Below are 22358 nucleotides of genomic sequence, written 5' to 3'. Positions count from 1 at the left end.
AGGCATATAAACCAAAAACCTATCACTTGACCAGATTCAAGACTATTCTTCCTCCTGACTCCTGACTCCTGAATTCTTACCTAATTACTATATGTAACTTCCTTAACTTGACCCTCATTTCCTAATGGTTTAGGTTGTTCTTCATTAACAGATACCAACACCGCACCCGCATTACCAGAGCGTACAGTCAAAGATTTTTTAGCTGTCCAAGTTTTGCTTTCTCCCTTGCTTAGAGTTCCTTCAAATTCAGTTTTGCCATCAGCTTTTACTTGCAGCCACGATAGTCCTTTAAGTTCCAAAGTAATAGCAACATCTGTAGAAGGTTGAGACTGACTAGTTAAAGGTATTTTTGCGAAGGGAGTAGCTTTAATAATTGGAGATGGTGCAGTTGTATAAATATTTGGACTTGGAGATGGTAGGGTTTCTTTTTGAACGCTAGGTATTGGGTTTTGCCTCTTAGCTAATGATGTGCCTGTAAGTTTAGGTTTGAGTAAATAAAATAGTCCAACAGAAGCAGCTATTAATAAAAAAATATAAGGAACAAAAAGTGGTATATATAAACTTGATTTTGTAGTTGAATGATTAAATTCTAGAGGGACAACATTAATTGGAAAACTATTTGCGATAACAGTCCCATCCAATCCTAATTTATCTGCATAGCGACGAATAAATCCTTGCACAAAAATAGGCTCAGGTAATTCCTCAAATCTCCATTCTTCTAAAGCTTGTAAAAAAACTAGTCGAATATGAGTTTGAGCAGCTATTTCTTCTAACCGGATAGATTTTTCTTGTCTAATGTGTCGTAAATTGGCAGTTATTTCTTTTAGCCGTTCTTGTTGTGCCTCATTTAAAACATTCACTGTCATCACCTCTGGAGTAAATACGTAAACTATTTGTATATAAATTTAGTGTACAGTTTAAATTCATTAACAATCATTTTGATACTTCAAGCAAATTTTTAACCGAAAATATCAAACCTAAGCAGTTAAAAACTATAACTGTATTTATCCTTACTCTCAAATTGTCAAATGGAAAAATAGATATACAGAACATATATTCTAACTAAAAAAATCATCTATTACCTCTATTGTAAGGATTATTTATTTGCCGCTACAAGTAGAAATAGTTACATTATTTTTTTCATATTATTGGTCTATTTGTGCTTATTAAGAAAATATTGTTAGTAATAATTATGAGTCTTTGCTAAAAATAATCGAAAATGATACTCATAACTCCGGATGTCGCAATTAATTACAGAAGAAATTACTCAGGTCAAACCACTGTTTCCCATAGCACCCGGAAGGACTTAGATCATGACTATGGCATCTGCGTATTTTTTCAACATTCCTGGCAATTCTACTGTTCAAATTAGCAAAGACGAATTGCGATCGCTACTCAGAGAGATAGAATCTGAACTACACCGTAGTAAAGTATATCGCCTTGCTGTCGCTAATGTACAGAAATTGCTTGGTTCATCCGACGAACAAGCAACATCATTATTTAAGGCTGTCGGTAGAGAAGCGATTAGTTTAGCATTTAAGCAGTTTGCAAAAAAACATGAGATGGTTATAGATACCCATCCCAAAATAGATGACATTGAGTTATCAAATGTAGATTTAGAGTCATCTAGTAATTCACCGCAAAATTCAAAAATTATTACATCCAGCCCACAACTAGGTTTGGTTAATAATACTCCCAGTAGTTTGTCATCTACAACTAAATCTAAACCTGATGTAGTAGCAAATAAGACCGTGGAAGACAAACCCAAAACACCAAACAGATGGTTTCGGCAACATCAAAAACTTTCCAAAAGTGAACTAGCAGCACAACTAGCAGCAGAACAGCGATTAGAAAGCCTACTTCAAATTGGTCAACAACTCAAGCAAGCACGAGAGTTTCAAGGTCTAACTCTGCAAAAACTTAATATTTACACTCATATATCAGTTCATCAGATGCAAGCAGTCGAGAATGCTGATTTTGAGTCATTGCCAGAAGATGTCTTGATTCGTGGTTTTATCCGCGTCATGGGCAATGCTTTAGGGTTAAATGGCACAATTTTAGCTAATACCTTACCGATACCCAATCAGACAAAATCAGTTTTGCCCTCTTGGTATCATTCCCAAAAATCTTCTGGAAAACTAAACTTAGAAATCCGTCCCATACATTTATATGTAGGCTACACAGCCCTTGTCGCTGGAGCTTTGGGGGGATTATCCTTTGTATCTCAGCAAACAAACAATCACACCATCCAAAATTCTCAAGTGATTGTTCCTACATCTTCATCATTATGTCAATCAACTCAAAAGACAGAAGCTAATTTTAAACCAGGTCTTAAATCTAGTACTACTGGTGTTTGCATTAGCTCGGATATTTCCCCACCGGAAGCATTGTAATTGAGCATAAATAAACCTCAACAACAATTGTAAAAATTTAGGAGTCAGGAGTCAGGAGTTAGAAAAAAAGGAAGGATGAAGAATATTTTTTTCTTCTGTTAAGAGTTAAGACCTCCTTGCTATATCAAACATTTTGTATTCTGAATCTTTAGCAACAATTACTTGATACAATGGAATTCAAACAAATTGCTTTATTCAACAAACGTCTACTTTAAAGAAATTTCTTAGCTAAAACCACCATTTTCATGAGCAGCGACACCCAACTTAACCTCTTTAACGAATCAACCTTTAACCAACGAGATTTGATTCCCTCAGATGCAAAAATTCCGATTCCGTCGGGGACATATGCTGATATGGCCGACTTAGCACAACACTGTAATAATTGCCGTCGTTGTGGGTTGGGTGAAAATCGCACTCATGCTGTGGTAGGACGAGGTAATCTCCAAGCCGAAATTATGATTATTGGGGAAGCACCAGGACAAAGCGAAGACGAAACCGGTTTACCATTTGTAGGTAAATCAGGGCAATTATTAGAGAAAATTTTGGCATCGGTAGAATTAAGTACAGAGAACGACGTATATATTTGCAATATCAATAAATGCCGTCCTCCAGAAAATCGGGTTCCTACACCTGATGAAATGGCAGCTTGCAAGCCTTATTTATTAGAACAAATTCGTTTAGTTGACCCAAAAATTATTTTATTAACTGGTGCAACCGCTGTCAAAGGCATTACAGGCAGTAAGCAGGGAATTACGAAGATTCGCGGTCAATGGTTGGAGTGGGAAGGGCGTTTATGTATGCCAATTTTCCACCCCGCTTATTTGTTGCGTAACCCTTCCAAGGAAAAAGGTTCGCCTAAATGGTTGATGTGGCAGGATATTCAGGCTGTAAGGGCTAAGTATGATGAAATTCGGAATGACGGGTAATGGAAAAGCTATATTCACTTTGGTCATTTTCTCATAGACCAGTTAAAAATTACTCGCAAAATCAAAAAAGGTGAAAAGGCTCTTCTCGTTCTGAAAATTACCGGGTTTATCCAAATTTTAGCTTAATCTCATGTTAAGCTACATTAACACTTATACAATTAAATTTAGCCAGTATTCTAAATGGAACTGTTTGTTCTTTTACTAATTCTTGTAATTTTAGGGCTTTCCTATCAACTTTATCGAGCCAACGCAAGTGTAGCGCAGAAAGCAAAGGAACATTACGAAGCTTGGAAAAAAAAGGATTATGAATATATAAAGAGAGAACAAGAAAATATTGCTCAACAAAAGATCGCACTACTGGTAAGTGAACAATCTACAAAAAAAGCAAAGGAACAATATGAGATATGGTGTTCTCAAAATATAGATTCTATTAGGAACGAACAAAGAGAAATAGCTATACGTGAAGCTAAGATGCAATTTCAGCAATGGATAGAAGAAAATAGTAAATCTATTAGGGAAGATGCTATTCACAGAAGTAAATCTGTAATTATGGGAAAAGTTACAGAACACTTTATTCCATATCTCCCAGATTTTAGTTTTAATCCAAAAGATGCAAGATTTGTGGGTAGTCCAGTAGACTTTGTTGTTTTTGATGGGTTAGATGAAGATACTCTGCGTGATATTTGGTTTGTCGAGGTTAAAACAGCCTCATCTTCTTTGAGTAAACGCCAAAGACAGATTAGACAAGCTATTCAGGAAAGCAGAGTTAAATGGAAAGAGTTACGAAGAGATTAAACAAATCTACAGCACAACAATTTGGAATGTTGAGCTAATTGAGCGTAAAGAAAATCATACACAACGGAGTTAGGGAAAAAATCTCTGGACGTAACTCATCTTATTACGTCAATGTGGTTAATTATAGTATTTGTTAATTTGAAAATCATTATTATAAAAATGTTGCAAAATTTGGTTCAATTCAATATATTCAAGTATCTCAAGTATTTCTATCTCTCAGTTCATAGTTAAGTCTGCGCCTGCACCAATCTTGAAATTGTTTCCACATATCATCACCATCACCCATGTTTTCAAGTTCTCGTAATATATATTCACTGGTACTCGACTCTAATCTCTCTATCATTTGATCAATAGTTAAAACTTCATAGTCTTCCTCATCTGCATAGCAAAAACAGTCACCTGGATCTGGTATGTCAAATGCTTCTTCTACTAATGGTATATTGCCAGAAGACTTCTTTCCTGACACAGTTTTTAAGGCAATTCTTGTGCTACTCGTATTTACGAATACTGGTAAATAAGTTGATTCTTCATAAATATCTTCATTGGGAGTTACAATCCATTTACCTCCACTACCAACCAAACTAAGAATAGCCCATTGTAACTTGCCAGTTTCAGGATTTAATAATACCTTTGGAAATTCTGATTCCGATGAACAGTTATCGCAACGAACCTCATAATCTTCTTCATATTCTTCTGAATCTAAATAATTTTCACTTAAAACTTCCGAATCAAACTCAGCATCAAAGTTTCCTTTCCCCTCTGTAGAGTATTCTATAGAGCCATACTTGTAGCTAGTCCAGAACATAAAATCTTCGTTTGAGTTATAGTCCTGCCCTGATTGGTAAGGAATAAGTACAATTAATCCTTTTTTAAGTGATGCCATATATCTGTTAACTTGTGTCTGAAGTATGATTTAAGGTTTCAAGAAAAGTAGTATACGACTTTTAATTTTTTTAGTATTTTACACATTACATTGTATCTATCCTTTTTTTGTTATTTTCGCCGAATTACAACTGGTGTCCATTATTATTTATACCATTAATTTCGATAATTATATACTAATACCTATTTCACCACCCGTTTCAAGATAGATATCTGTAATTTCTAGGTCATGAGGTTCATCTCGGCTAAAAAATATCTCAACTCGGGTAGGGATTTACAGGTTTTATATTTATCTAACTTTGTTATGAAGAGACTTCGATTTTATTGCCAACTTCTATAGTTTTACCAGCTTCAGATTTAGCTACTTTTGTATTCACACTTAATCTATAAAAATGATTAAATCTTGATACCTCTACCCAAGCATGAAGAGTTTCTCGACGTTTCTGCACAAATATTTTTTGAAAGTTGGGGTAAGCTTCACCTAAAGAAGAATCTCTTGTAGGAACTATACAACGTTGACAGGGATTAACTCCCAAAAACTGCACATTTCCTATTATAAAAGGTACAGTTTCCCCGCTGGCAGTATACAGCCTATCTTCCCAAAATGCAGGTACACCATCAAATTCAATATTGGCACGCATTCGCCGACGCATTTCATCTACACTCATACCAGGAAACCAAGAAGCGACTTCTGTCAAAGTTGCTGTACTAATTACTGTTGCTCCCGGTGACTTGGTATCATCAGGAAAACCCATATTTGTGTTTTGGGTTAATTTGACAGCAAACCCGAAAAAATCACTTAATGTTGCTTCTAATTCTGGCTGTTCTCTATCAAGATGAAAAGTTCGTGGTGCGTCGCTATCAGGAATTTTGAGGTGAATAATTCTTTCTTTTAAAGAAAATTCTGAGCGCAATAAATGGATTTTTGCATGACGTTTCCCGTTTACGAATTTACCCTGTGAATCAACAATAGCAAATTCGCGGTCATATTGAAGTGCGCCACTAGGTAAAATCGTCGCTTTTTCTACTTCTATTCCATCCAATGACTTGATTGGATATAGCAAAATCTTAGCTAAATACGACATTTAAATTAAATAAATTAAAAAATATATTCCCGAATTATCGCTTTCGCACACTTCCAGCTTCACAATCGCGTAACCAAAGTTTAACACCTTGAGCGATCGCACCACTACTACTATCTCTCACTGGTGCAACAGGTGGTTTAACTGGATATTCACCTGTGCGAGTAAACATCATCACCACATTCCAAGCATTTTTAGTTTTTGTCAAAAACAACCAATGAAATTGTTGTAATTCTACAGCTTTTTTATTTAAATACTGCCTTTCAAAGGTAGTAAATAAGACTTGCTCTACTCCCTCTGATTCATATTTATTTGCGGTATCAATCCCAGGATTTAAAGGTAAAGGCTGAAACTCAGGTTTACCAGCTACCAATACATAGGGGAAGATATCAACACTGCGACTGAGGCGACGAGAACGTTGGGTGACACGGTTGGCGTAACTAGGTAAATCTAACAATAACTTGGTAGTTAAAGTTTCTAGACTTTGCTCCGAGCAAGAACTACCTATTTCTGGGTTTACAGGTTCGGTGGAGAGAGTTTTGGAAAAAGCAGGAGAAATGAATAGCCAGCAATTACAGGCTACTAACCACAAGCAATAGGTGACAGAGTTGAAAATCTGTTTGTGTCTAAATTTTATCATGAGTTGATTTCCTAATCACCTTGGTAGCTACACACAGCAGATTGTGGATAAATAAGACCCATGTAGGGGCGTATTGCAATACGCCCCTACAGTTCTTCGGTAATTTTCTGCCACGCTAACACAGGATCAGTTGCAGCAGTAATAGGACGACCAATTACCAAATAATCTGCACCGGCTTTGATAGCTTGAGAGGGTGTGAGCGATCGCTTTTGGTCTCCTTTTTCAGCCCAAGTTGGCCGCACACCAGGACAAACCAGCAAAAAGTCACTTCCACAACTTTCCCGTAATTGTCCCACTTCTTGGGGTGAACACACAGCACCATCTAATCCTGATTGTTGAGCTAAAAGCGCCATTTGTAAGGCAAATTCTGGCAGTTCTAAGGGTATTTTTAATTCAAACGCCAATTGTCTGGTTGAAATGCTAGTTAACAGAGTAATAGCAATTAATTTGGGTGGTTTTGTACCCGCTTTTTCTGCGCCTACCTGCACCGCTTCTGTGGCAGCTTTCAGGGCATCTTTACCATTAGTAGAGTGAATTGTCAATAAATCCACCCCATAACTAGCCGCAGCACGACAAGCACCCGCGACAGTGTTGGGGATATCGTGAAATTTCAAATCTAGGAAAATACGTTTTTGGCGGGATTTGAGAATTTCTAAGATTGCAGGGCCTGTGCTGGTAAACAGTTCTAAACCGACTTTCCAGAAAGTGACTTGCGGAAGTTTATCCACAAGAGCGATCGCACTTTCTAAATCTGGTACATCTAAAGGAACAATAATTTGGTGATTGGTCATTGGTCATTAGTCAGAAGAAGGAGTTCAGGAGTTCAGAAGTTCAGGAGTAAAGAATTTAACTACCCGTGTATCTGTGTTAAAAATCAGTGTGTGCAAACGGTTCACTGTAATAAATGCCCACACTTATTTTGAGCAAATTGCAGAACCTTACTATTTCTATAAACTCTCTAGCACCTCGTCTACGGTATAGGGAACAAGTCGAACAAAGTTCTTTTTACCAACTTGTAAAACTTTACCGTGCAATTCGCTAGGTTGTTGGTAACTGGTGTCAGGGTCAGTAATTTTCTCACCATCCAAACGCACACCACCCTCTTGAATTTTCCGTTTTCCTTCTCCCGTACTTTTACACAAACCAGAAGCACCGAGAATAAAAGCTAATTTTACTGGAAATTGAGGTATAGACCTTAAAGAAAACTCCGGTAATGCCCCTTCCTTACCGCCGCTTTTTGCAGCCTCCTTAGCCTCATTAGCCACCGCTTCACCATGATATTGTCTGACAACTTCCCAAGCTAAAAACTCCTGGCGATCGCGTGGATTTTCTGGCAAACTATCTAAAGGTAAATCTGTCAGCAACTCAAAATACTGTGACAATAAATTATCTGGCACACCTTGGAGTTTTTGATACTTTTGCGAAGGATGTTCCGACAAACCCACATAATTACCTAAAGACTTAGACATCTTTTGGACACCATCTGTACCAATCAAAATTGGTAACAATAACCCAAACTGAGGATTGAGACCAAAATGACGTTGCAAATCCCGCCCCACAGCAATGTTAAATTTTTGATCAGTCCCACCTAACTCCACATCAGACTCAACCGCCACAGAATCATAACCTTGCATTAAAGGATACAGGAACTCATGCAAAAAAATCGGACTCTCTTTTTTGTAACGTTCTGCAAAGCCTTCTTTAGCTAACATCTGTCCCACAGTCATAGTAGACAGTAATTCCAGGGTTTTACCCAAATCGAGACGAGAAAGCCATTCTGAGTTATAACGCACCTCTAACCTACCAGGTGTGTCAAAATCTAAAATAGGACGAACTTGATCAAGATAAGTTTGGGCATTTTGCTTTACATCTGCCTCTGTCAGTTGACGACGCACATCAGATTTCCCAGTAGGATCACCAATACGAGCCGTAAAATCGCCAATAATCAGAACAGCCGTATGACCAGCATCTTGAAAAGCTCGCAGTTTTCTCACAGGTATGCTATGACCAAGATGGATATCTGCACCAGTAGGATCAATACCCAGCTTGACTCTTAAAGGACGATTCGCATTTGCTAAACGTTTTTCTAGACTTTCAGTTTCACTCTCATCATGGGGTTGAGGAAAAATTTCTGTCACACCGCGATGTAACCAAGAGAAATTTTGCGCCATACTATAAAATCCGCCATTAACTACATTTTGCACTTTAGAAATTAAGTTAGTTATGTTCACTGGCAAATTATCCGTTTTTTCCTCTGCCAAACTACTATAATTGCAAAAAATTAACCGACTTTTTTCATTCCATCAATTACATTTATATTTACTAGTGAGGAAGTGAGAACGCCGTGTCGTCTAGGACTTTTGAAGACAAACAGCCACAAGAGCAGGCTTCATCTGGATTTGAGTTTTTTAAAGGAGTAGGTCAAGTAACCGGCGCTACTCTGCTATCTATCACGCTGTTAACAAGCTCTATTGTAGCCGGGGGACTGGTTGGACTAGCCACTAGTTTCCGCAATTTGCCAGACGTAAGACAATTACGTAACTTTTCTCCTTCAGAAACTACATACATATATGACATTAAAGGTAAACTTTTAACAAGATTTCATGGTGAAGCTAACCGCGAAGTCGTACCCCTAGATAGAATTTCCCCAAATCTGAAACGGGCAGTATTAGCGAGTGAAGATGGTCACTTTTACACCCACCACGGTATTAACCCTACTGGTGTTGGCCGGGCTGTAGTCGTCAATCTAGTTGCAGGTGGTGTAAAAGAAGGTGGTTCCACCATCACCATGCAGTTAGTCAAAAACCTGTTTTTGTCTCAAAAACGTGCCTTTACTCGCAAATTAGCAGAGGCTGTACTAGCAATTCGGTTAGAACAAATTCTTACTAAAGACCAAATTTTAGAAATGTACCTCAATCAAGTTTATTGGGGTCATAACAATTACGGCGTACAAACAGCAGCACGGAGTTACTTTAACAAATCAGCAGAATTTTTAACTTTGGGTGAGTCAGCAATGATGGCTGGTTTAATCCAAGCACCTGAAGAATTCAGCCCCTTCGCTAGTATGAAGCTGGCAAAACTGAAACAAAAAGAAGTGCTGGACCGGATGTTGCAATTGACTTGGATCACCCAGAAAGAATATGACGATGCTCTCAAGCAACAAATCAAACTGGGAAGAATCAGGTCATTTCAAGGTAGTGCCTCACCTTACATAACCAATACCGTAGCCCAAGAATTGGCGAAAAAGTTTGGGCGTGACGCATTGCTAAAAGGCGGAATGCGGGTACAGACTACTGTCGATGCTAAATTTCAAGAAATGGCAGAAGAAACAGTCAGCAAGTGGCATAAAACTCTACTGGGTCGGGGGTTATACAAAAATCAAATTGCCCTTGTGGCAGTTGATCCTCGGACTCATTTTGTTAAAGCCCTAGTAGGTGGTGTAGATTCTAAAGCCAGTGAGTTCAACCGCGCCACCCAAGCTCAACGTCAGCCGGGTTCTTCTTTTAAACCCTTTGTTTACTATACTGCCTTTGCTACTGGTAAATATAGTCCAGATAGCACAGTTGTAGATTCTCCAGTTAGTTACCGAGATGGTAATGGTTGGTACTATCCGAGAAATTATGATGGCGGCTTTAGCGGCGCAATGTCAATTCGTACTGCTTTATCCCAGTCTCGTAATATTCCTGTAATTAAGATTGGTAAAGCCGTAGGCATGAATAGAGTGATTGAAACTTGTCGTACCTTGGGCATTATGAGTCCAATGGAACCTGTTACTTCTCTACCATTAGGTGCGATCGGTGTCACTCCTCTAGAAATGGCTAGTGCCTATGCTACCTTTGCTAATTATGGCTGGCAGTCACCACCAACGGTAATTGTGCGAGTCACAGATAGCAGTGGTAATGTATTACTAGACAACACGCCCAAGCCGCAGCGCGTCCTTGATCCTTGGGCATCGGCCGCAATTATAGATGTACTGCAATCTGTAGTTAACGGTGGTACTGGAAAAGGTGCTGCTCTAGACCGCCCAGTTGCAGGTAAAACGGGTACAACTTCCTCAGAAAAAGATATTTGGTTTGTGGGAACAGTACCACAACTCACAACTGCTGTCTGGGTAGGGAGAGATGATAACCGTCAATTGTCTAGCGGTGCTACAGGTGGTGGTATGGTTGCTCCTATCTGGCGTGATTTTATGGTCAAAGCTCTCAAGGGTGTACCTGTAGAGAAATTCAAGTCAACTTCTCAGTTTTCTCGTCCTAAATCAAATTAGGAAGCAGAGGCAGGGGGCAGAAAAAAGATAAATACTCTGTCCCCATTCCCCAGTCTCCCTTCAAGGCGTTTTTTCCAGTTCGGCTTTCATCCTATTGAGGGTGACATTCATTTGCTCAAACATTTGTTGTGGGGTAACGCCAAACTGACCTAGCTGAGTTTTTAGTTGCTCTATGGTCATTTGTGCCATGAAGTCTTCTGATAGCTCGAAACGCTTCATAAAGATGCGATATCGATCCATCATTGCTTCCATTTGCTCGATAAACAGCTTTTTGCCCTCGCGGTCAAATTTGCCGTAGTCGTTGCCAAGCTTAATCAGCGATTGATAATCTTCAAAAAGCTGCTTGGCTTCATGTTGAACTATCTCAGAATCAAAGAATCCCATTTTGCTTCTATTTAACTGAGCGCTATTACTCAGTAATTTCAAATTTTGCCTCTAGTCCTATTTTAGTCTAGAGTTAGAGTACTAATCTAGGCATTGACATTCTTAGGTTAATTAACCGTTAAGGTGCAGAACAAGAAGTCTTAGATAGAATAAGACCGTGGGGTAGAACGTTTGCTGATTGAGCAACTAAATTAACTTGACCTTTGGCATCGACAACCCATCCTTGCGCTTCCACAATCTCTGTCGGTAGACTGTCACTAGCACCTACAGGTTGAATATCTTGGTTATTTTGTTGATTAGGCACTAGTTCTACCAAATCGACTAATGCTGTTGTACCCGTAAATAAATCATCAGGACTAGATGGTAATCCACCACGGCCAATAATAGTAAATTGATTTTCTCGACTGGCAAATTTGCTACCAGCTGCACATCCCTGAGAAACCTGATTATCAGTATCAATCACACTAGTAGAGAGATCAATTAAACCTTGACTGGGATCAGTAGATAACTGATTAATTTGAACTGTACCACTAAACTCTGGACTTGCCCCAGTGGCAGTAATATCACTTTCTGGAGTTAGTTGATCTCGAAACTGTGTCCCAAAAACACCTTGAGTAGTAATTGTCACTCGACCACCACGAAAATCAGTTGAATTGGCACTAATGTCACTGTTTTCTGCTGCTGCTAAAACATCAGTAACAATGGTGATATTGCCACCAATCACATTGTTACCAGTCGCATTAGTAGTGATTTTGCTACCATTACGCATAATCAAATTTTGAGAACGTAAATTAATACTAGCTTGCTCTTGACTAGTAGCAGTACTATTACTGAGGCTATTACCACTAATAGTACTAAATTGATCCATCAAAATCGAGTTAGCTTTCAAGCTCAAATTGCCTGCATTTCCTGAGCCTAAAGCCTCTACAGTGATTGTAGCGCGATCGAGAATTTGCAAATTATTAGTATTAACTTTTATATCTCCTGCTGCCCCTGTTGCACTTAAACCAGAACTGGCAAAAAAACCACTGGATGATCCATTAATATCAGTACCCGCTAGTTGGGTATCAACAGCATTGACTGTTAAGGTTCCGGCTTTACCTGCATTAACAGTGGAAACGCTGATTTCTGCTCCTTCTTGAAGTTGCAGTTTATTAACATTAATAAGTAAGTTTCCGCCATTCCCGATACCAACAGCACCAGCACTAATTTTGCCATCTTGCATTTGCAAAGTATTAGCATTAATATTTAAATTACCTCCGTTACCTGTTGCCCCAATTTCTGATGCAGTACCTAAAGCATTTACAAAGCTTTCAGATCCTTTAGCAATCAAGTGAATATCAGAGGCATTAATTGTTAAGTTACCACCATTCCCAGAGCCAAAAGTGGAAGCCGATATAGCAGTATTTTTTCTTAAAATTAATTGCTTAGTGCTAATTTCTATATTTCCAGAATCAGCAATGCCCACGGTAGAAGAGTTGATATTTGTATTAACATTTATATCATCAAATACTTGGTAAAAAGTTTCACTTGGGGTTAGTTGAATTGATTCAGAAGCATTAATATTAATATTACCTGCTTTCCCTGTAGCCAAAGAACTACTGGCAATAGATCCTCGATTTTGAAGCAGCAAATTTTTTGTCTTAATATTGATGTTACCAGCATCTCCACTACTTTGGAGTCGATTTCCTGTTGCTAATAAAGATTCAATTACTTCTACTAATTCAGAGGCGTTAATGTTGAGATTACCAGCATTACCCTGATTAATGACAGAAACTAGTAAAATAGCTCCATCCTTAAGTATCAATTTATTTGTATTAATTTCTAAATTTCCGGTACTGCCAGAACCATTACTAAGGATAAAAAAACCATCCCGTCCTTCAGAAACATCAGTGCTGGGATCGAGAATATTTGCTGCTTTTTTCTCAAATTCACCAGTACCAATTATTTCTATAGTATCAGTGGCATTAATGGTTATATTACCTCCTGGTAATGACCCCAACGTTAAAGATGCAATGCGTGATCCTTCACTCATTTGCAGATTACCAGTTTGTATCTGCATCTCTCCCCCACCGATGCCACTAGTATCAACATTAGCTTCAGCAGTTAGTTGAATATTGCCAAATTGTTGTATGCCATCATAAGCCAGGGAAAATCCTTGGTTGGTGGAGTTAAGACTCACTAAACCTTCTCCAGCAACACTACCCAATTCCAATCTTCCTCCATTTGTCTTTAGCGTTGCACCCTTTAAGTTGATATCACCACCGACGAAAGCTAAGGTTTGATTTGGTTGTATCTGCAATCCAGTAACTTTACTATTTACCTGAATTAAACGAGGATGATCTGCAAATTGCAATCCCATAGGCATACTGATAGTCAATAATGGTGTGCTTTGAGAAACTTGACTACTAAACTGCGTACCATCTGCTAATTTGATGCTGTTGGCTGTACTCGCTATAAAAGAACCACCAATGTTTAAACTGGCATTGTTACCAAAGACAATTCCATTGGGGTTGATAAAAAACAGGTTAGCACTACCATTAGTATGAATCAGTCCATCAATATTGGAGATAGAGTTACCTGTTACTCGTGTGAGGATGTTTTGAATTGCCAAACTATTATTGAAATTGGCTTCACCACCAGTAGGTACAGAAAATTCTTTGAAGCTGTGAAATAAATTTACACCCCTAACTGTACCGCCATTGATTTCACAAATACTGCATCCTGATTGTACCTGAGAGTTAACTGGGAGGGTATTGTCAGGAACAATTTGGGCTGTAGCTTTTTTAGCTGTGAAGGGGGAAATGAGCAATGCTAACAGGTACAAGCTTAAGGGTAAAATAGCAGATTTTTTTGCACCTTGGCTTTGTTTGGGAGGGTCGATTTCCTGTTGGCTCATTTTGGGTTATTTATTTATCTATATTCTGATTTAGTAGTCATTAATTATACAGTAGGTTTGGTTTGCAATCTGCCCATAACAAGAAAATTTTTGGCAATACAAACTGTAAAACTCAATTCTATTGGTCTAAACATAAACAAAACACCGATTACAGTTTGCTGGTTGAGAATAAATGAGTATATTTTTAACGTAGCCAGAAAAGAATGCTTAATAGGAGAGATAAGCACTTTTATCTCAATATTCCGCAGGTTGAAGATTATCATGTTGATCAAATAAGTAATAGTCAAAAAAGTGTTTAATTTATAGCATATTTTTAGTAAATAGGGATACAATTCTGGAATTTAAAGTGTAAATAAAGATTTTATGAAAGATAATAGGTATTCCTGGCAATTTTTAATTATTGGCAGTACCATTTATTTTGAGTAATCAATATAAAAATATTTCTGTAAGACCAAAAGCGAAATATATATATTGAGATTCAACCTTTTATAAGATTACGAAAACCCTATATGCGTAAGGGTTTAGCAATGCTAAACCCTTACCTATAAAATCAAATAATTAACTTATTGTGAGTATAATCTAATGCTTTGTTAATTAAGCATTTTCAGCATTTTACGATCATTTTCTAACATAAACCTACTTTTTAGAGTACAAATGAGTAATATTTACCGGACAATTCCCAAAAAGCTTTTCAACCAAAAGTTTGTTTGCAACAAATTAATTACTCCTCCTGAAGGCTTTATTAGATTTGAATTAGAAAATATTGAACAATCTATCGCTACTCGTTTTGAACAACACGTTAAGAAATATCCTCACTCTATTGCTGTCAAAACTAGTACTGAAACTCTAACTTATGAACAACTAAATAAAAATGCGAACCGATTAGCAAATAATATTCTTTCCCAAAAAGGAGAAAAACTAGAAGTTATTGCTTTATTACTTGAAAAAGGTGCAGATTTCATTACTAGTATCTTTGGGGGATTGAAAACAGGAAAAATCATTGTACCTTTAGACTCTACATTTCCCATTGATAGACTAGCTTATATTTTAGAAGATTCTCAAGCTGTTCTGATTATTACCAATAATCAAAATTTAGCTTTAGCTCATGAATTAGCTAATAATAATTGTCTTATATTAAATATTGATGAAAATATTAACGATGTTGTCGATGAAAATCCAAATATTCATGTATTGCCTGAAACACCAGCTTACATAATTTACACTAGTGGGTCAACTGGTAAACCAAAAGGAGTAGTGCAGAGTCATATTAATTCATTACATTACTGCATGACTGATACTAATACTTTACTGATTAGCCCAGAAGATAGAGTAGTTTTTCTCTATTCATGTAGTGCATTGGGAGGATTATTATGTATTTTATATACGTTGTTAAATGGTGCATCTCTTTATTCTTATGATGTGAAAAAACAGGGCTTAAATAATTTAGTCAATTGGCTAATTGAAGAAGAAATTACTATTTACCATTCCTTTACTACCCTGTTGCGGCATTTTGTGGAAGTTCTTACAAGTAGAAAACAGTTTCCTCATATTCGCTTAGTAAAATTAGGTGGTGAAGCTACCTTAATTAGAGATGTGGAGAACTACAAACAATATTTTGCTGATGACTGTATTTTGTATGCAAGTTTAGGCGCAACTGAAACTGGAACCTTTAGGAATTTTATTGTTGATAAAAATACGGAAATCATGGGTAGCAATGTCCCCATTGGTTATGGTGTTGAAGGGATGGAAGTTGTGTTGTTAGACGAAAATGGGGCAGAAATAGAAAATGGTAGCATTGGCGAAATTGCTGTTAAAAGTAAATATTTAGCTCTTGGTTATTGGCAAAAACCAGAACTGACAAAAGCTGTATTTTTGTCTGATCTTCAAAATGAAAGTGAAAGGATATATCGCACTGGTGATTTAGGGCGTATTGAGGCTGATGGTTGTTTAGTCCACATGGGAAGAATAGACTTTCAGGTAAAAATTAGAGGTTTCAGAATTGAAGTTACAGAAATTGAAATGGAACTTTTGAATATTGACACTCTCAAAGAAGCTGTAGTTATAGCCCGTGAAGATATTCCTGGAGAAAACCGTTTAGTAGCTTATGTTGTTTCCAAACAAAAACCTGCACCTACTACTAAGGAATTAAGGCAATATTTACAAGATAAACTCCCAGATTACATGATGCCTAGTGCATTTATATTTTTGGATGCTTTGCCATTAACACCTAATGGTAAAACAGACCGCCGATCTTTACCAGATCCTGAGTTAGTAAAACCAGAAATAACTGCAACTTTTGTGCCTGCTTGTGATGATATAGAATATCAACTAACACAAATTTGGGAAGAATTTTTAGGTGTTAAACCTATTGGCACAGAAGATAACTTTTTTGAATTGGGGGGAAATTCGCTCTTGGCTGTGCGGTTATTTGCGGCTATAGAGGATAAATTTGGTAAAACACTGCCATTAGCATCTTTATTTCCTATTGGTACAGTGAGTGCGATCGCTCAAATTATCCGTCAAGAACCAATTTTAGTAAATACCTTATCAGCAAAATCACACCAATCGTCTCTGGTAGCAATTCAACCCCAAGGTTCTAAACCACCTTTGTTTGTTATTCACTCTCTGGGTGGAGAAGTGCTATGTTATCGTCATTTAGCAATACATTTAGGGTTAGAACAACCTGTTTATGGACTTCAACCCCAAGGAATAGATGGAAAACAGCCTCCTTTCGTTCGGGTGGAAGACATGGCCGCGCACTATATTCAAGAAATACGGACTATTCAACCACAAGGGCCTTATTTTTTAGGAGGGTATTCTTTTGGTGGTTTAGTTGCTTATGAAATGGCGCAACAACTGCAAAAGCAAGGTGAAAAAGTAAGTCTTGTAGCTATGTTTGATACCTGTCGTCCAGGGTATTTCCAAAGATTATCAGTGTTGAAAAGAATTCCTTTACATTTAAAGAATATCATCCAAGGTGGTCATGATTACGTTTTGAAAAAAGTTATAGGTTGGAGCCGACACACTAAATACTGTATTAAAAAGGCATACAATTATTCTTTAAATGTTGCATCTCATGTTTTAGATATATCCTCAAAGTCACCAGAAACTGATAAGTATTTACAAATCATTGATGCTAATACCCAAGCTTTGGAGAAATATACTTTTCCTGCTTATGTAGGTAGAGTAGCTTTGTTTAGAACTAAGGATGAAAATCGAACCGATAAAATAGGTATAAAATACGATTCTCAATTTGGTTGGGGTGACATAGTTACAGGTGAATTAGATATTTATCATATTCCTGGTTCTCATCTTTCTCTACTTAATGAACCTTATGTTAGAGTAGTTGCCAAACAATTGAAAGACTGTTTAGAAAAAACTATTTAATAATTTTTAGGGGGCGTTACAATACGCCCCTGCATGAAGTAATCGAAATAATTAAAGTCCTTCACGCAAACCCATTGCAATTTTACTGTGTTTTTCTATTTGTCCCATTACCTGTTTTGCCCGCTTTATTACCACCGCTGGTAAGCCGGCTAATCTTCCAGCTTCAATACCATAGGATTTATCAGCACCACCTGGTTGAACTTGATGTAAAAAGATAATTTGGTCAGGTAATTCTTTAACTGTAACTTGATAATTAGCTACATTAGGAACAATACTAGCTAGTTCATTTAACTCATGATAATGGGTGGCGAAAATAGTTCGAGATTGAATTTCTACGGCTAAATATTCTGCTACAGCCCAAGCTATTGATAACCCGTCAAAAGTTGCAGTTCCGCGACCAATTTCATCTAACAAAACCAAAGATTTAGCAGTTGCATGATTGAGGATATTTGCAGTTTCATTCATCTCCACCATAAAAGTAGATTGACCAGTTGCTAAATCATCCACAGCCCCAACACGGGTAAAAATGCGATCGCACACTCCCAGCCTAGCAGACCGAGCCGGCACAAAACTACCAATCTGTGCCATCAACTGAATTAACCCCACCTGACGCAAATAACAACTCTTCCCACTCGCATTTGGCCCCGTCAAAATCACCAAATCAGGCTTCTCCTCCTCCGCGTTCTCTGCGTCTCTGCGGTTTGTTTCTCCACCCAAACCCGTAGAATTAGGAACGAAAAACCCAGCAGGTAAAGACTGTTCCACCACTGGGTGACGACCATCAACAACCGCAATCTCTCGCCCCGCAAGCATTTCAGGACGACAGTAACCTTGATGTACAGCCAATTCCGCCAAACCACACAACACATCTACAGCCGCTACCGCACGGGAAATATTGCGAATAATTTCCGCATGACTACCCACTTCTTCCCGCAAAGCTGCAAAAATCTCATATTCCAACTGATTCAAATCATCCCTAGCTGTGAGAATTCGCGCTTCTCGTTCCTTCAAATCTGGAGTGATGTAACGTTCTTCATTTGTCAGAGTTTGTTTACGAATGTAATTATCGGGAACTTGATCAGATTTGGAACGAGAAATACTAATGTAATAACCAAAAGTTTTATTAAATCCCACTTTCAAATTTGGAATTCCCGTTCTCACCCTTTCATCAACTTCTAAATTTGCAATCCATTGTTGATCACCTTTCACAGTCGCTTTTCTTTCATCCAACTGTGGGTTTATCCCCGGACGAATTAATCCTCCTTCTTTGAGATGAATAGGTGGTGATTCTACTATATGAAGTTGTAATTTTTTTGCCAATTCTTCCAGTACAGCGGGTACTTTTTGCAAAGCTTTTAGAAATGGGGATTGCGCCTCTGATGCTATGTATGATAATTCAGGTAAACGGGAGAGAGAATCAGCTAAAGCAACTAAATCCCGTGCATTTGCTCTCCCTGAACCTGCACGACCTGTTAAACGTTCTAAATCGTAGATTTGTCGTAATAACTGCCGTAAATCTTGACGAAGAGGGGTATTTGTAACTAATTCTTGAATGCTATCTTGGCGTGATTTAATCCCTTTAATATCAAGTAGCGGTTGTAACAACCATCTTCTTAAAGCCCGTCCACCCATTGCGGTACTAGTTCTATTTAAAGCCCACAATAAAGAACCGTGAAATGTGCCATCACGAACGGTTTGGGTAATTTCTAAGTTGCGTCGGGTTTGGTGGTCAACGATGAGATAATCAGTCAGGGTATAGGTATTTAATAGTTGCAGAAAAACGGTGTTTTCTTTTTGGGTATCTTCGATATATTCTAATAGTCCACCAGCGGCGCGAACAGCGAGGGGGAGATGTTCACAACCTAAACCTTCAAGCGATCGCACTTTGAATTTCTGCAATAATTTACTTCTAGCTTCAGCTTGGGAAAAAGGCAGTTGCGATCGCAAACTATAGCAAAATGTTGGTGGTAAACATTGGGGAAGAGACGGTGAAGTTTCCCCTGGACGTAGTAAAGTACCTAAATCTGGTGCATTGGTGGGGAATAGCACCTCTGAAGGTTGCAACCGCATTAGTTCTTGAGTAAGATGCTCTAAATCACTACCTTGACAGGTGAGAAATTCCCCTGTTGATATATCTGCGTAGGCTAAACCCCAATGGTTAACCGCAATTACCACAGCCGCCAGGTAATTATTACGACTTGCTTTTAACATTCCTTCTTCTAACAAAGTCCCCGGTGTGAGGATGCGGGTAACTTCGCGTTTTACCAAACCAATAGCATCAGCAGAGTCTTCCACTTGGTCGCAAATCACCACAGCGTAACCTTTTTCTACCAGTAGGGTTGTGTAGCGTTCCCAAGCGTGGTGGGGTACACCGGTCATAGCGACGCGGCCGAGTTCACCACCGTGTTTACTGGTTAAAACTAATTCTAATTCTCTAGATACTGTTACAGCATCTTGGAAAAAAGTTTCAAAAAAATCACCGACGCGATATAGCAGCAACGCATGAGGATATTTATCCTTCATTTCTACATAGTGCTGATACATCTTACTCAGCTTGCTGCGGTCTTCTACCAGATTTGTATCGCTAAGAGGTGTAATAGGTTGATTTTGTTCTGGTGTCGGAGTCGTCATGGTAGATGCTGAGAGTTTAGGCACAGATTAGGCAATTTATCCGATGATAGCTTTATGTGGGGTGCTGGGAGTGCGATCGCTTAAAGTTTATTTATTTTTAGTCCGCACTACTGCTGGATACGCCCATGACTGCTGTTAGAGTGGTAAAAATGCGATCGCAATAAGGGGAAGCTTGACGAACTGTAGAAGCATTCAGAAGTTTCAAAATTTCTAAAGCATGAGCGCGTTTAGTTTCTTTTTTATATGTACCATTCTTGGAATTACGAGTTGCTGCTTTTAACCATTGAAATAACGTAGCTTTGGAAACTTGTTCTACATTTTCATATCTTGCCATGCCACGCATAATTTGTTCTTCTCTAAATCCTTCACGATAGAAGTTTCTTAAAGCATCAATATCAGCGACAAACCATGCTTCCATTGCTTGAACCATAAAGTGACATTGATCATCATCATAATTGAGATCATCTCCTTGAATCCAACATTGATCATCTCTTCTTTTTCTAAGATGTTGCCAAGGAGTATCATGAGGAGAGACTGGAGATTCAGAATCTATAAGTAAAATATTGAAAGCTTCAGAATGATCTGCCAATCCCCATTTGAAATTTTGATAAGCTGTTACGCGCGAACCGCACATAATCAACCTAATTTTAATATCATTGTTGTCAGCAATCTCATATAGTTCTTGGAAAAAATTATAAAAACCAGGACTTAAACTTCTAGTTGTTTCTTTTCCACTTATGATACCACTACGAAACCCAAGGCGTTGTCTAGGCATTAGTTCAGTATCATCTTCATTTCCCGCACCTTCAATATAAATGTAAATCTCCATTACCAACGATTTCCACCAATTTCACCCATACGCCAAAGATCGCCAAGAGTATATTTTTCTAACCACTTTTTTAATCTATCACTTTGAAGACGCTTAAGATAAGAGCCTTGATTATTGCGTTCACACACTAACACAGATTCAGGATATTGACTTAAACCAGTAATTAAAGCATCAGAATGGGTAGTTACAATTAGTTGGGTGCGTTGAGAAGCTTGAATTAGTAACTCAGCTATGATGTGCATGATATCTGGATGTAAACCTAATTCCGGTTCTTCAATACAAATTAAAGGTGGCGGACTGGGATGACATAGTATAGTTAATAGGCATAAATAACGAAGTGTACCATCTGAAAGCCTTGTTGCTGGAACTGCTGAACCCAATTTTTTTTCACGAAGAAATACCTGCAATGTGGCACTTTCTACTCTAACCGTAATATCATCTACTGCATGATAGAATTTCTGTAAATGCTGGAGTAATTCTGGTTTTTTTCCTGCATAATCTAAATTATTTAAAACATGACCTAAATTTCTAGCATCTTCATCTAGAAAATCATTAGGTAAATCAGCAGGTTGCGCCATTCTTGGCGGTGTATATCTTCCTAAATTCCATTCTCTATAAGTACGAATTTTAGAAAATTCATTGCCTAAATAAGTTAATTCTGGATAAGAATCTAAATCTTTTTTTTGGGATAATACTGATTGATTTGGACTAATTTCTTCTTGACGTAAGCTGCGTGGAATTCTACCTGTATCTGTACCTGCTTGTCCATCAGGAATACTTCTCACATTTAAACTAGGTCGTCCGTTTTGATAGCGGTAGAAAAAATATACATCTTTTGCCTCTTCATAGTTTCGATGTTCATTTTCTACAACTTCATCTACTATATCCAGCCTTTGATTAACCATAGTAAACCCAAGTTTATAACGTAGAGGCATTATTCCTTGTGGGTAATCTATAATTGCTTCAATTTCGGCTGTTGGAATACCTTTTTCACCTTTCCAAAGCCACTCACTTACACCTCCTCCTTCCCGAATAGGAGCCGTTAAATTTCCTGGTGTTGCTTGCAACAATCCAATTGCTTCAATTAAATTCGATTTACCAGAACCATTTGGTCCAATTAACACATTTAATGGTTGTAGTTCAATTTCTTCTCCCTCACTTCCATAGGAAAGAAAGTTTGTTAATTTAATTTTATGAATAAATCTTTTACCTTCCATTCTTTTCTCCTAATATTAAAATATCT

At 37.9% G+C, this 22358-nt stretch carries 16 protein-coding genes; 5 read left to right on the top strand and 11 right to left on the bottom strand.

The genetic code is table 11. The annotated features are described in order from the left end of the window. Positions 1-80 precede the first annotated feature (80 nt). Entirely contained in the window at positions 81-866 is a 786-nt protein-coding gene (locus tag VB713_RS14090; RefSeq protein ID WP_323312146.1) for a helix-turn-helix domain-containing protein, read from the bottom strand. Between the two features lie 447 nt (positions 867-1313). Here VB713_RS14090 and VB713_RS14085 point away from each other — a divergent pair, with 447 nt between their 5' ends. The 3 genes from VB713_RS14085 (at position 1314) to VB713_RS14075 (ending at position 4114) form a co-directional block, all read left to right on the top strand. Next, positions 1314-2393: a helix-turn-helix domain-containing protein gene (locus VB713_RS14085; protein ID WP_323312145.1), complete on the top strand. Its 1080-nt coding sequence runs from the start codon at positions 1314-1316 to the stop codon at positions 2391-2393. Positions 2394-2638: 245 nt separating this feature from the next. Then, entirely contained in the window at positions 2639-3319 is a 681-nt protein-coding gene (locus tag VB713_RS14080) for a uracil-DNA glycosylase (RefSeq protein WP_323312144.1), read from the top strand. Positions 3320-3499: 180 nt separating this feature from the next. Further along, positions 3500-4114, top strand: coding sequence for a Holliday junction resolvase-like protein (locus VB713_RS14075; RefSeq protein WP_323312143.1), 615 nt, complete (start codon positions 3500-3502; stop codon positions 4112-4114). A 199-nt stretch (positions 4115-4313) separates the two neighbouring features. Here the strand turns inward: VB713_RS14075 and VB713_RS14070 are convergent, their stop codons facing one another. The 5 genes from VB713_RS14070 to tyrS all read right to left on the bottom strand — a co-directional run bounded on the left by VB713_RS14070 (position 4314) and on the right by tyrS (position 8889). Then, the gene (locus VB713_RS14070) at positions 4314-4997 is read right to left on the bottom strand and encodes a hypothetical protein (protein ID WP_323312142.1); all 684 of its coding nucleotides are present in this window, start codon (positions 4995-4997) and stop codon (positions 4314-4316) included. Positions 4998-5298: 301 nt separating this feature from the next. Next, positions 5299-6081, bottom strand: coding sequence for an MOSC domain-containing protein (locus tag VB713_RS14065; protein WP_323312141.1), 783 nt, complete (start codon positions 6079-6081; stop codon positions 5299-5301). A gap of 34 nt (positions 6082-6115) precedes the next feature. Beyond that, positions 6116-6718 carry a hypothetical protein gene (locus VB713_RS14060; RefSeq protein WP_323312140.1) on the bottom strand — a complete coding sequence of 201 codons (603 nt, stop codon included), beginning with the start codon at positions 6716-6718 and terminating at the stop codon, positions 6116-6118. Between the two features lie 86 nt (positions 6719-6804). Then, positions 6805-7509: an orotidine-5'-phosphate decarboxylase gene (gene pyrF / locus VB713_RS14055; protein WP_323312139.1), complete on the bottom strand. Its 705-nt coding sequence runs from the start codon at positions 7507-7509 to the stop codon at positions 6805-6807. Positions 7510-7665: 156 nt separating this feature from the next. Then, entirely contained in the window at positions 7666-8889 is a 1224-nt protein-coding gene (gene tyrS / locus VB713_RS14050; protein WP_323312287.1) for a tyrosine--tRNA ligase, read from the bottom strand. Between the two features lie 173 nt (positions 8890-9062). On the opposite strand from tyrS, the gene VB713_RS14045 reads away from it, so the two are divergent. Beyond that, a complete protein-coding gene (locus VB713_RS14045; protein ID WP_323312138.1) occupies positions 9063-10985 on the top strand; it encodes a transglycosylase domain-containing protein in 1923 nt (640 codons plus the stop codon). A 60-nt stretch (positions 10986-11045) separates the two neighbouring features. Here the strand turns inward: VB713_RS14045 and VB713_RS14040 are convergent, their stop codons facing one another. Then, positions 11046-11369 (bottom strand): DUF1825 family protein, encoded by a 324-nt coding sequence (locus VB713_RS14040; RefSeq protein WP_015215072.1) that lies wholly within the window; start codon positions 11367-11369, stop codon positions 11046-11048. A gap of 118 nt (positions 11370-11487) precedes the next feature. Then, the gene (locus VB713_RS14035; protein ID WP_323312137.1) at positions 11488-14268 is read right to left on the bottom strand and encodes an S-layer family protein; all 2781 of its coding nucleotides are present in this window, start codon (positions 14266-14268) and stop codon (positions 11488-11490) included. Between the two features lie 654 nt (positions 14269-14922). On the opposite strand from VB713_RS14035, the gene VB713_RS14030 reads away from it, so the two are divergent. Further along, positions 14923-17655, top strand: a complete 2733-nt coding sequence (locus tag VB713_RS14030) for an AMP-binding protein (RefSeq protein WP_323312136.1) — start codon at positions 14923-14925, stop codon at positions 17653-17655. 51 nt (positions 17656-17706) lie between these two features. Here VB713_RS14030 and mutS read toward each other — a convergent pair whose 3' ends face one another. The 3 genes from mutS to VB713_RS14015 form a co-directional block, all read right to left on the bottom strand. Next, positions 17707-20286: a DNA mismatch repair protein MutS gene (mutS, locus tag VB713_RS14025; RefSeq protein ID WP_323312286.1), complete on the bottom strand. Its 2580-nt coding sequence runs from the start codon at positions 20284-20286 to the stop codon at positions 17707-17709. Positions 20287-20383: 97 nt separating this feature from the next. Then, positions 20384-21115 (bottom strand): DUF4276 family protein, encoded by a 732-nt coding sequence (locus tag VB713_RS14020; protein WP_323312135.1) that lies wholly within the window; start codon positions 21113-21115, stop codon positions 20384-20386. Continuing rightward, complete coding sequence (locus VB713_RS14015) at positions 21115-22332, bottom strand: AAA family ATPase (protein ID WP_323312134.1); 1218 nt, start codon at positions 22330-22332, stop codon at positions 21115-21117. The genes VB713_RS14020 and VB713_RS14015 overlap by 1 nt, the downstream gene beginning before the upstream one ends. Between the last annotated feature and the right edge of the window lie 26 nt (positions 22333-22358).

It is taken from the genome of Anabaena cylindrica UHCC 0172, from assembly GCF_034931625.1.
Lineage (GTDB): Bacteria > Cyanobacteriota > Cyanobacteriia > Cyanobacteriales > Nostocaceae > Anabaena > Anabaena cylindrica_A.
Note: the sequence above shows the minus strand (reverse complement) of the source record. Positions and strands in the feature narration are given on the sequence as shown.

Excerpts from the sequence above, each read along its gene's own strand:
- VB713_RS14070 (WP_323312142.1), bottom strand. The coding sequence starts at position 4,997 with ATGGCATCACTTAAAAAAGGATTAATTGTACTTATTCCTTACCAATCA.
- VB713_RS14065 (WP_323312141.1), bottom strand. The coding sequence starts at position 6,081 with ATGTCGTATTTAGCTAAGATTTTGCTATATCCAATCAAGTCATTGGAT.
- VB713_RS14060 (WP_323312140.1), bottom strand. The coding sequence starts at position 6,718 with ATGATAAAATTTAGACACAAACAGATTTTCAACTCTGTCACCTATTGC.
- VB713_RS14090 (WP_323312146.1), bottom strand. The coding sequence starts at position 866 with ATGACAGTGAATGTTTTAAATGAGGCACAACAAGAACGGCTAAAAGAA.
- VB713_RS14075 (WP_323312143.1), top strand. The coding sequence starts at position 3,500 with ATGGAACTGTTTGTTCTTTTACTAATTCTTGTAATTTTAGGGCTTTCC.
- VB713_RS14040 (WP_015215072.1), bottom strand. The coding sequence starts at position 11,369 with ATGGGATTCTTTGATTCTGAGATAGTTCAACATGAAGCCAAGCAGCTT.
- VB713_RS14080 (WP_323312144.1), top strand. The coding sequence starts at position 2,639 with ATGAGCAGCGACACCCAACTTAACCTCTTTAACGAATCAACCTTTAAC.
- pyrF (WP_323312139.1), bottom strand. The coding sequence starts at position 7,509 with ATGACCAATCACCAAATTATTGTTCCTTTAGATGTACCAGATTTAGAA.
- VB713_RS14015 (WP_323312134.1), bottom strand. The coding sequence starts at position 22,332 with ATGGAAGGTAAAAGATTTATTCATAAAATTAAATTAACAAACTTTCTT.
- tyrS (WP_323312287.1), bottom strand. The coding sequence starts at position 8,889 with ATGGCGCAAAATTTCTCTTGGTTACATCGCGGTGTGACAGAAATTTTT.
- VB713_RS14085 (WP_323312145.1), top strand. The coding sequence starts at position 1,314 with ATGACTATGGCATCTGCGTATTTTTTCAACATTCCTGGCAATTCTACT.
- VB713_RS14030 (WP_323312136.1), top strand. The coding sequence starts at position 14,923 with ATGAGTAATATTTACCGGACAATTCCCAAAAAGCTTTTCAACCAAAAG.
- VB713_RS14035 (WP_323312137.1), bottom strand. The coding sequence starts at position 14,268 with ATGAGCCAACAGGAAATCGACCCTCCCAAACAAAGCCAAGGTGCAAAA.
- VB713_RS14020 (WP_323312135.1), bottom strand. The coding sequence starts at position 21,115 with ATGGAGATTTACATTTATATTGAAGGTGCGGGAAATGAAGATGATACT.
- mutS (WP_323312286.1), bottom strand. The coding sequence starts at position 20,286 with ATGACGACTCCGACACCAGAACAAAATCAACCTATTACACCTCTTAGC.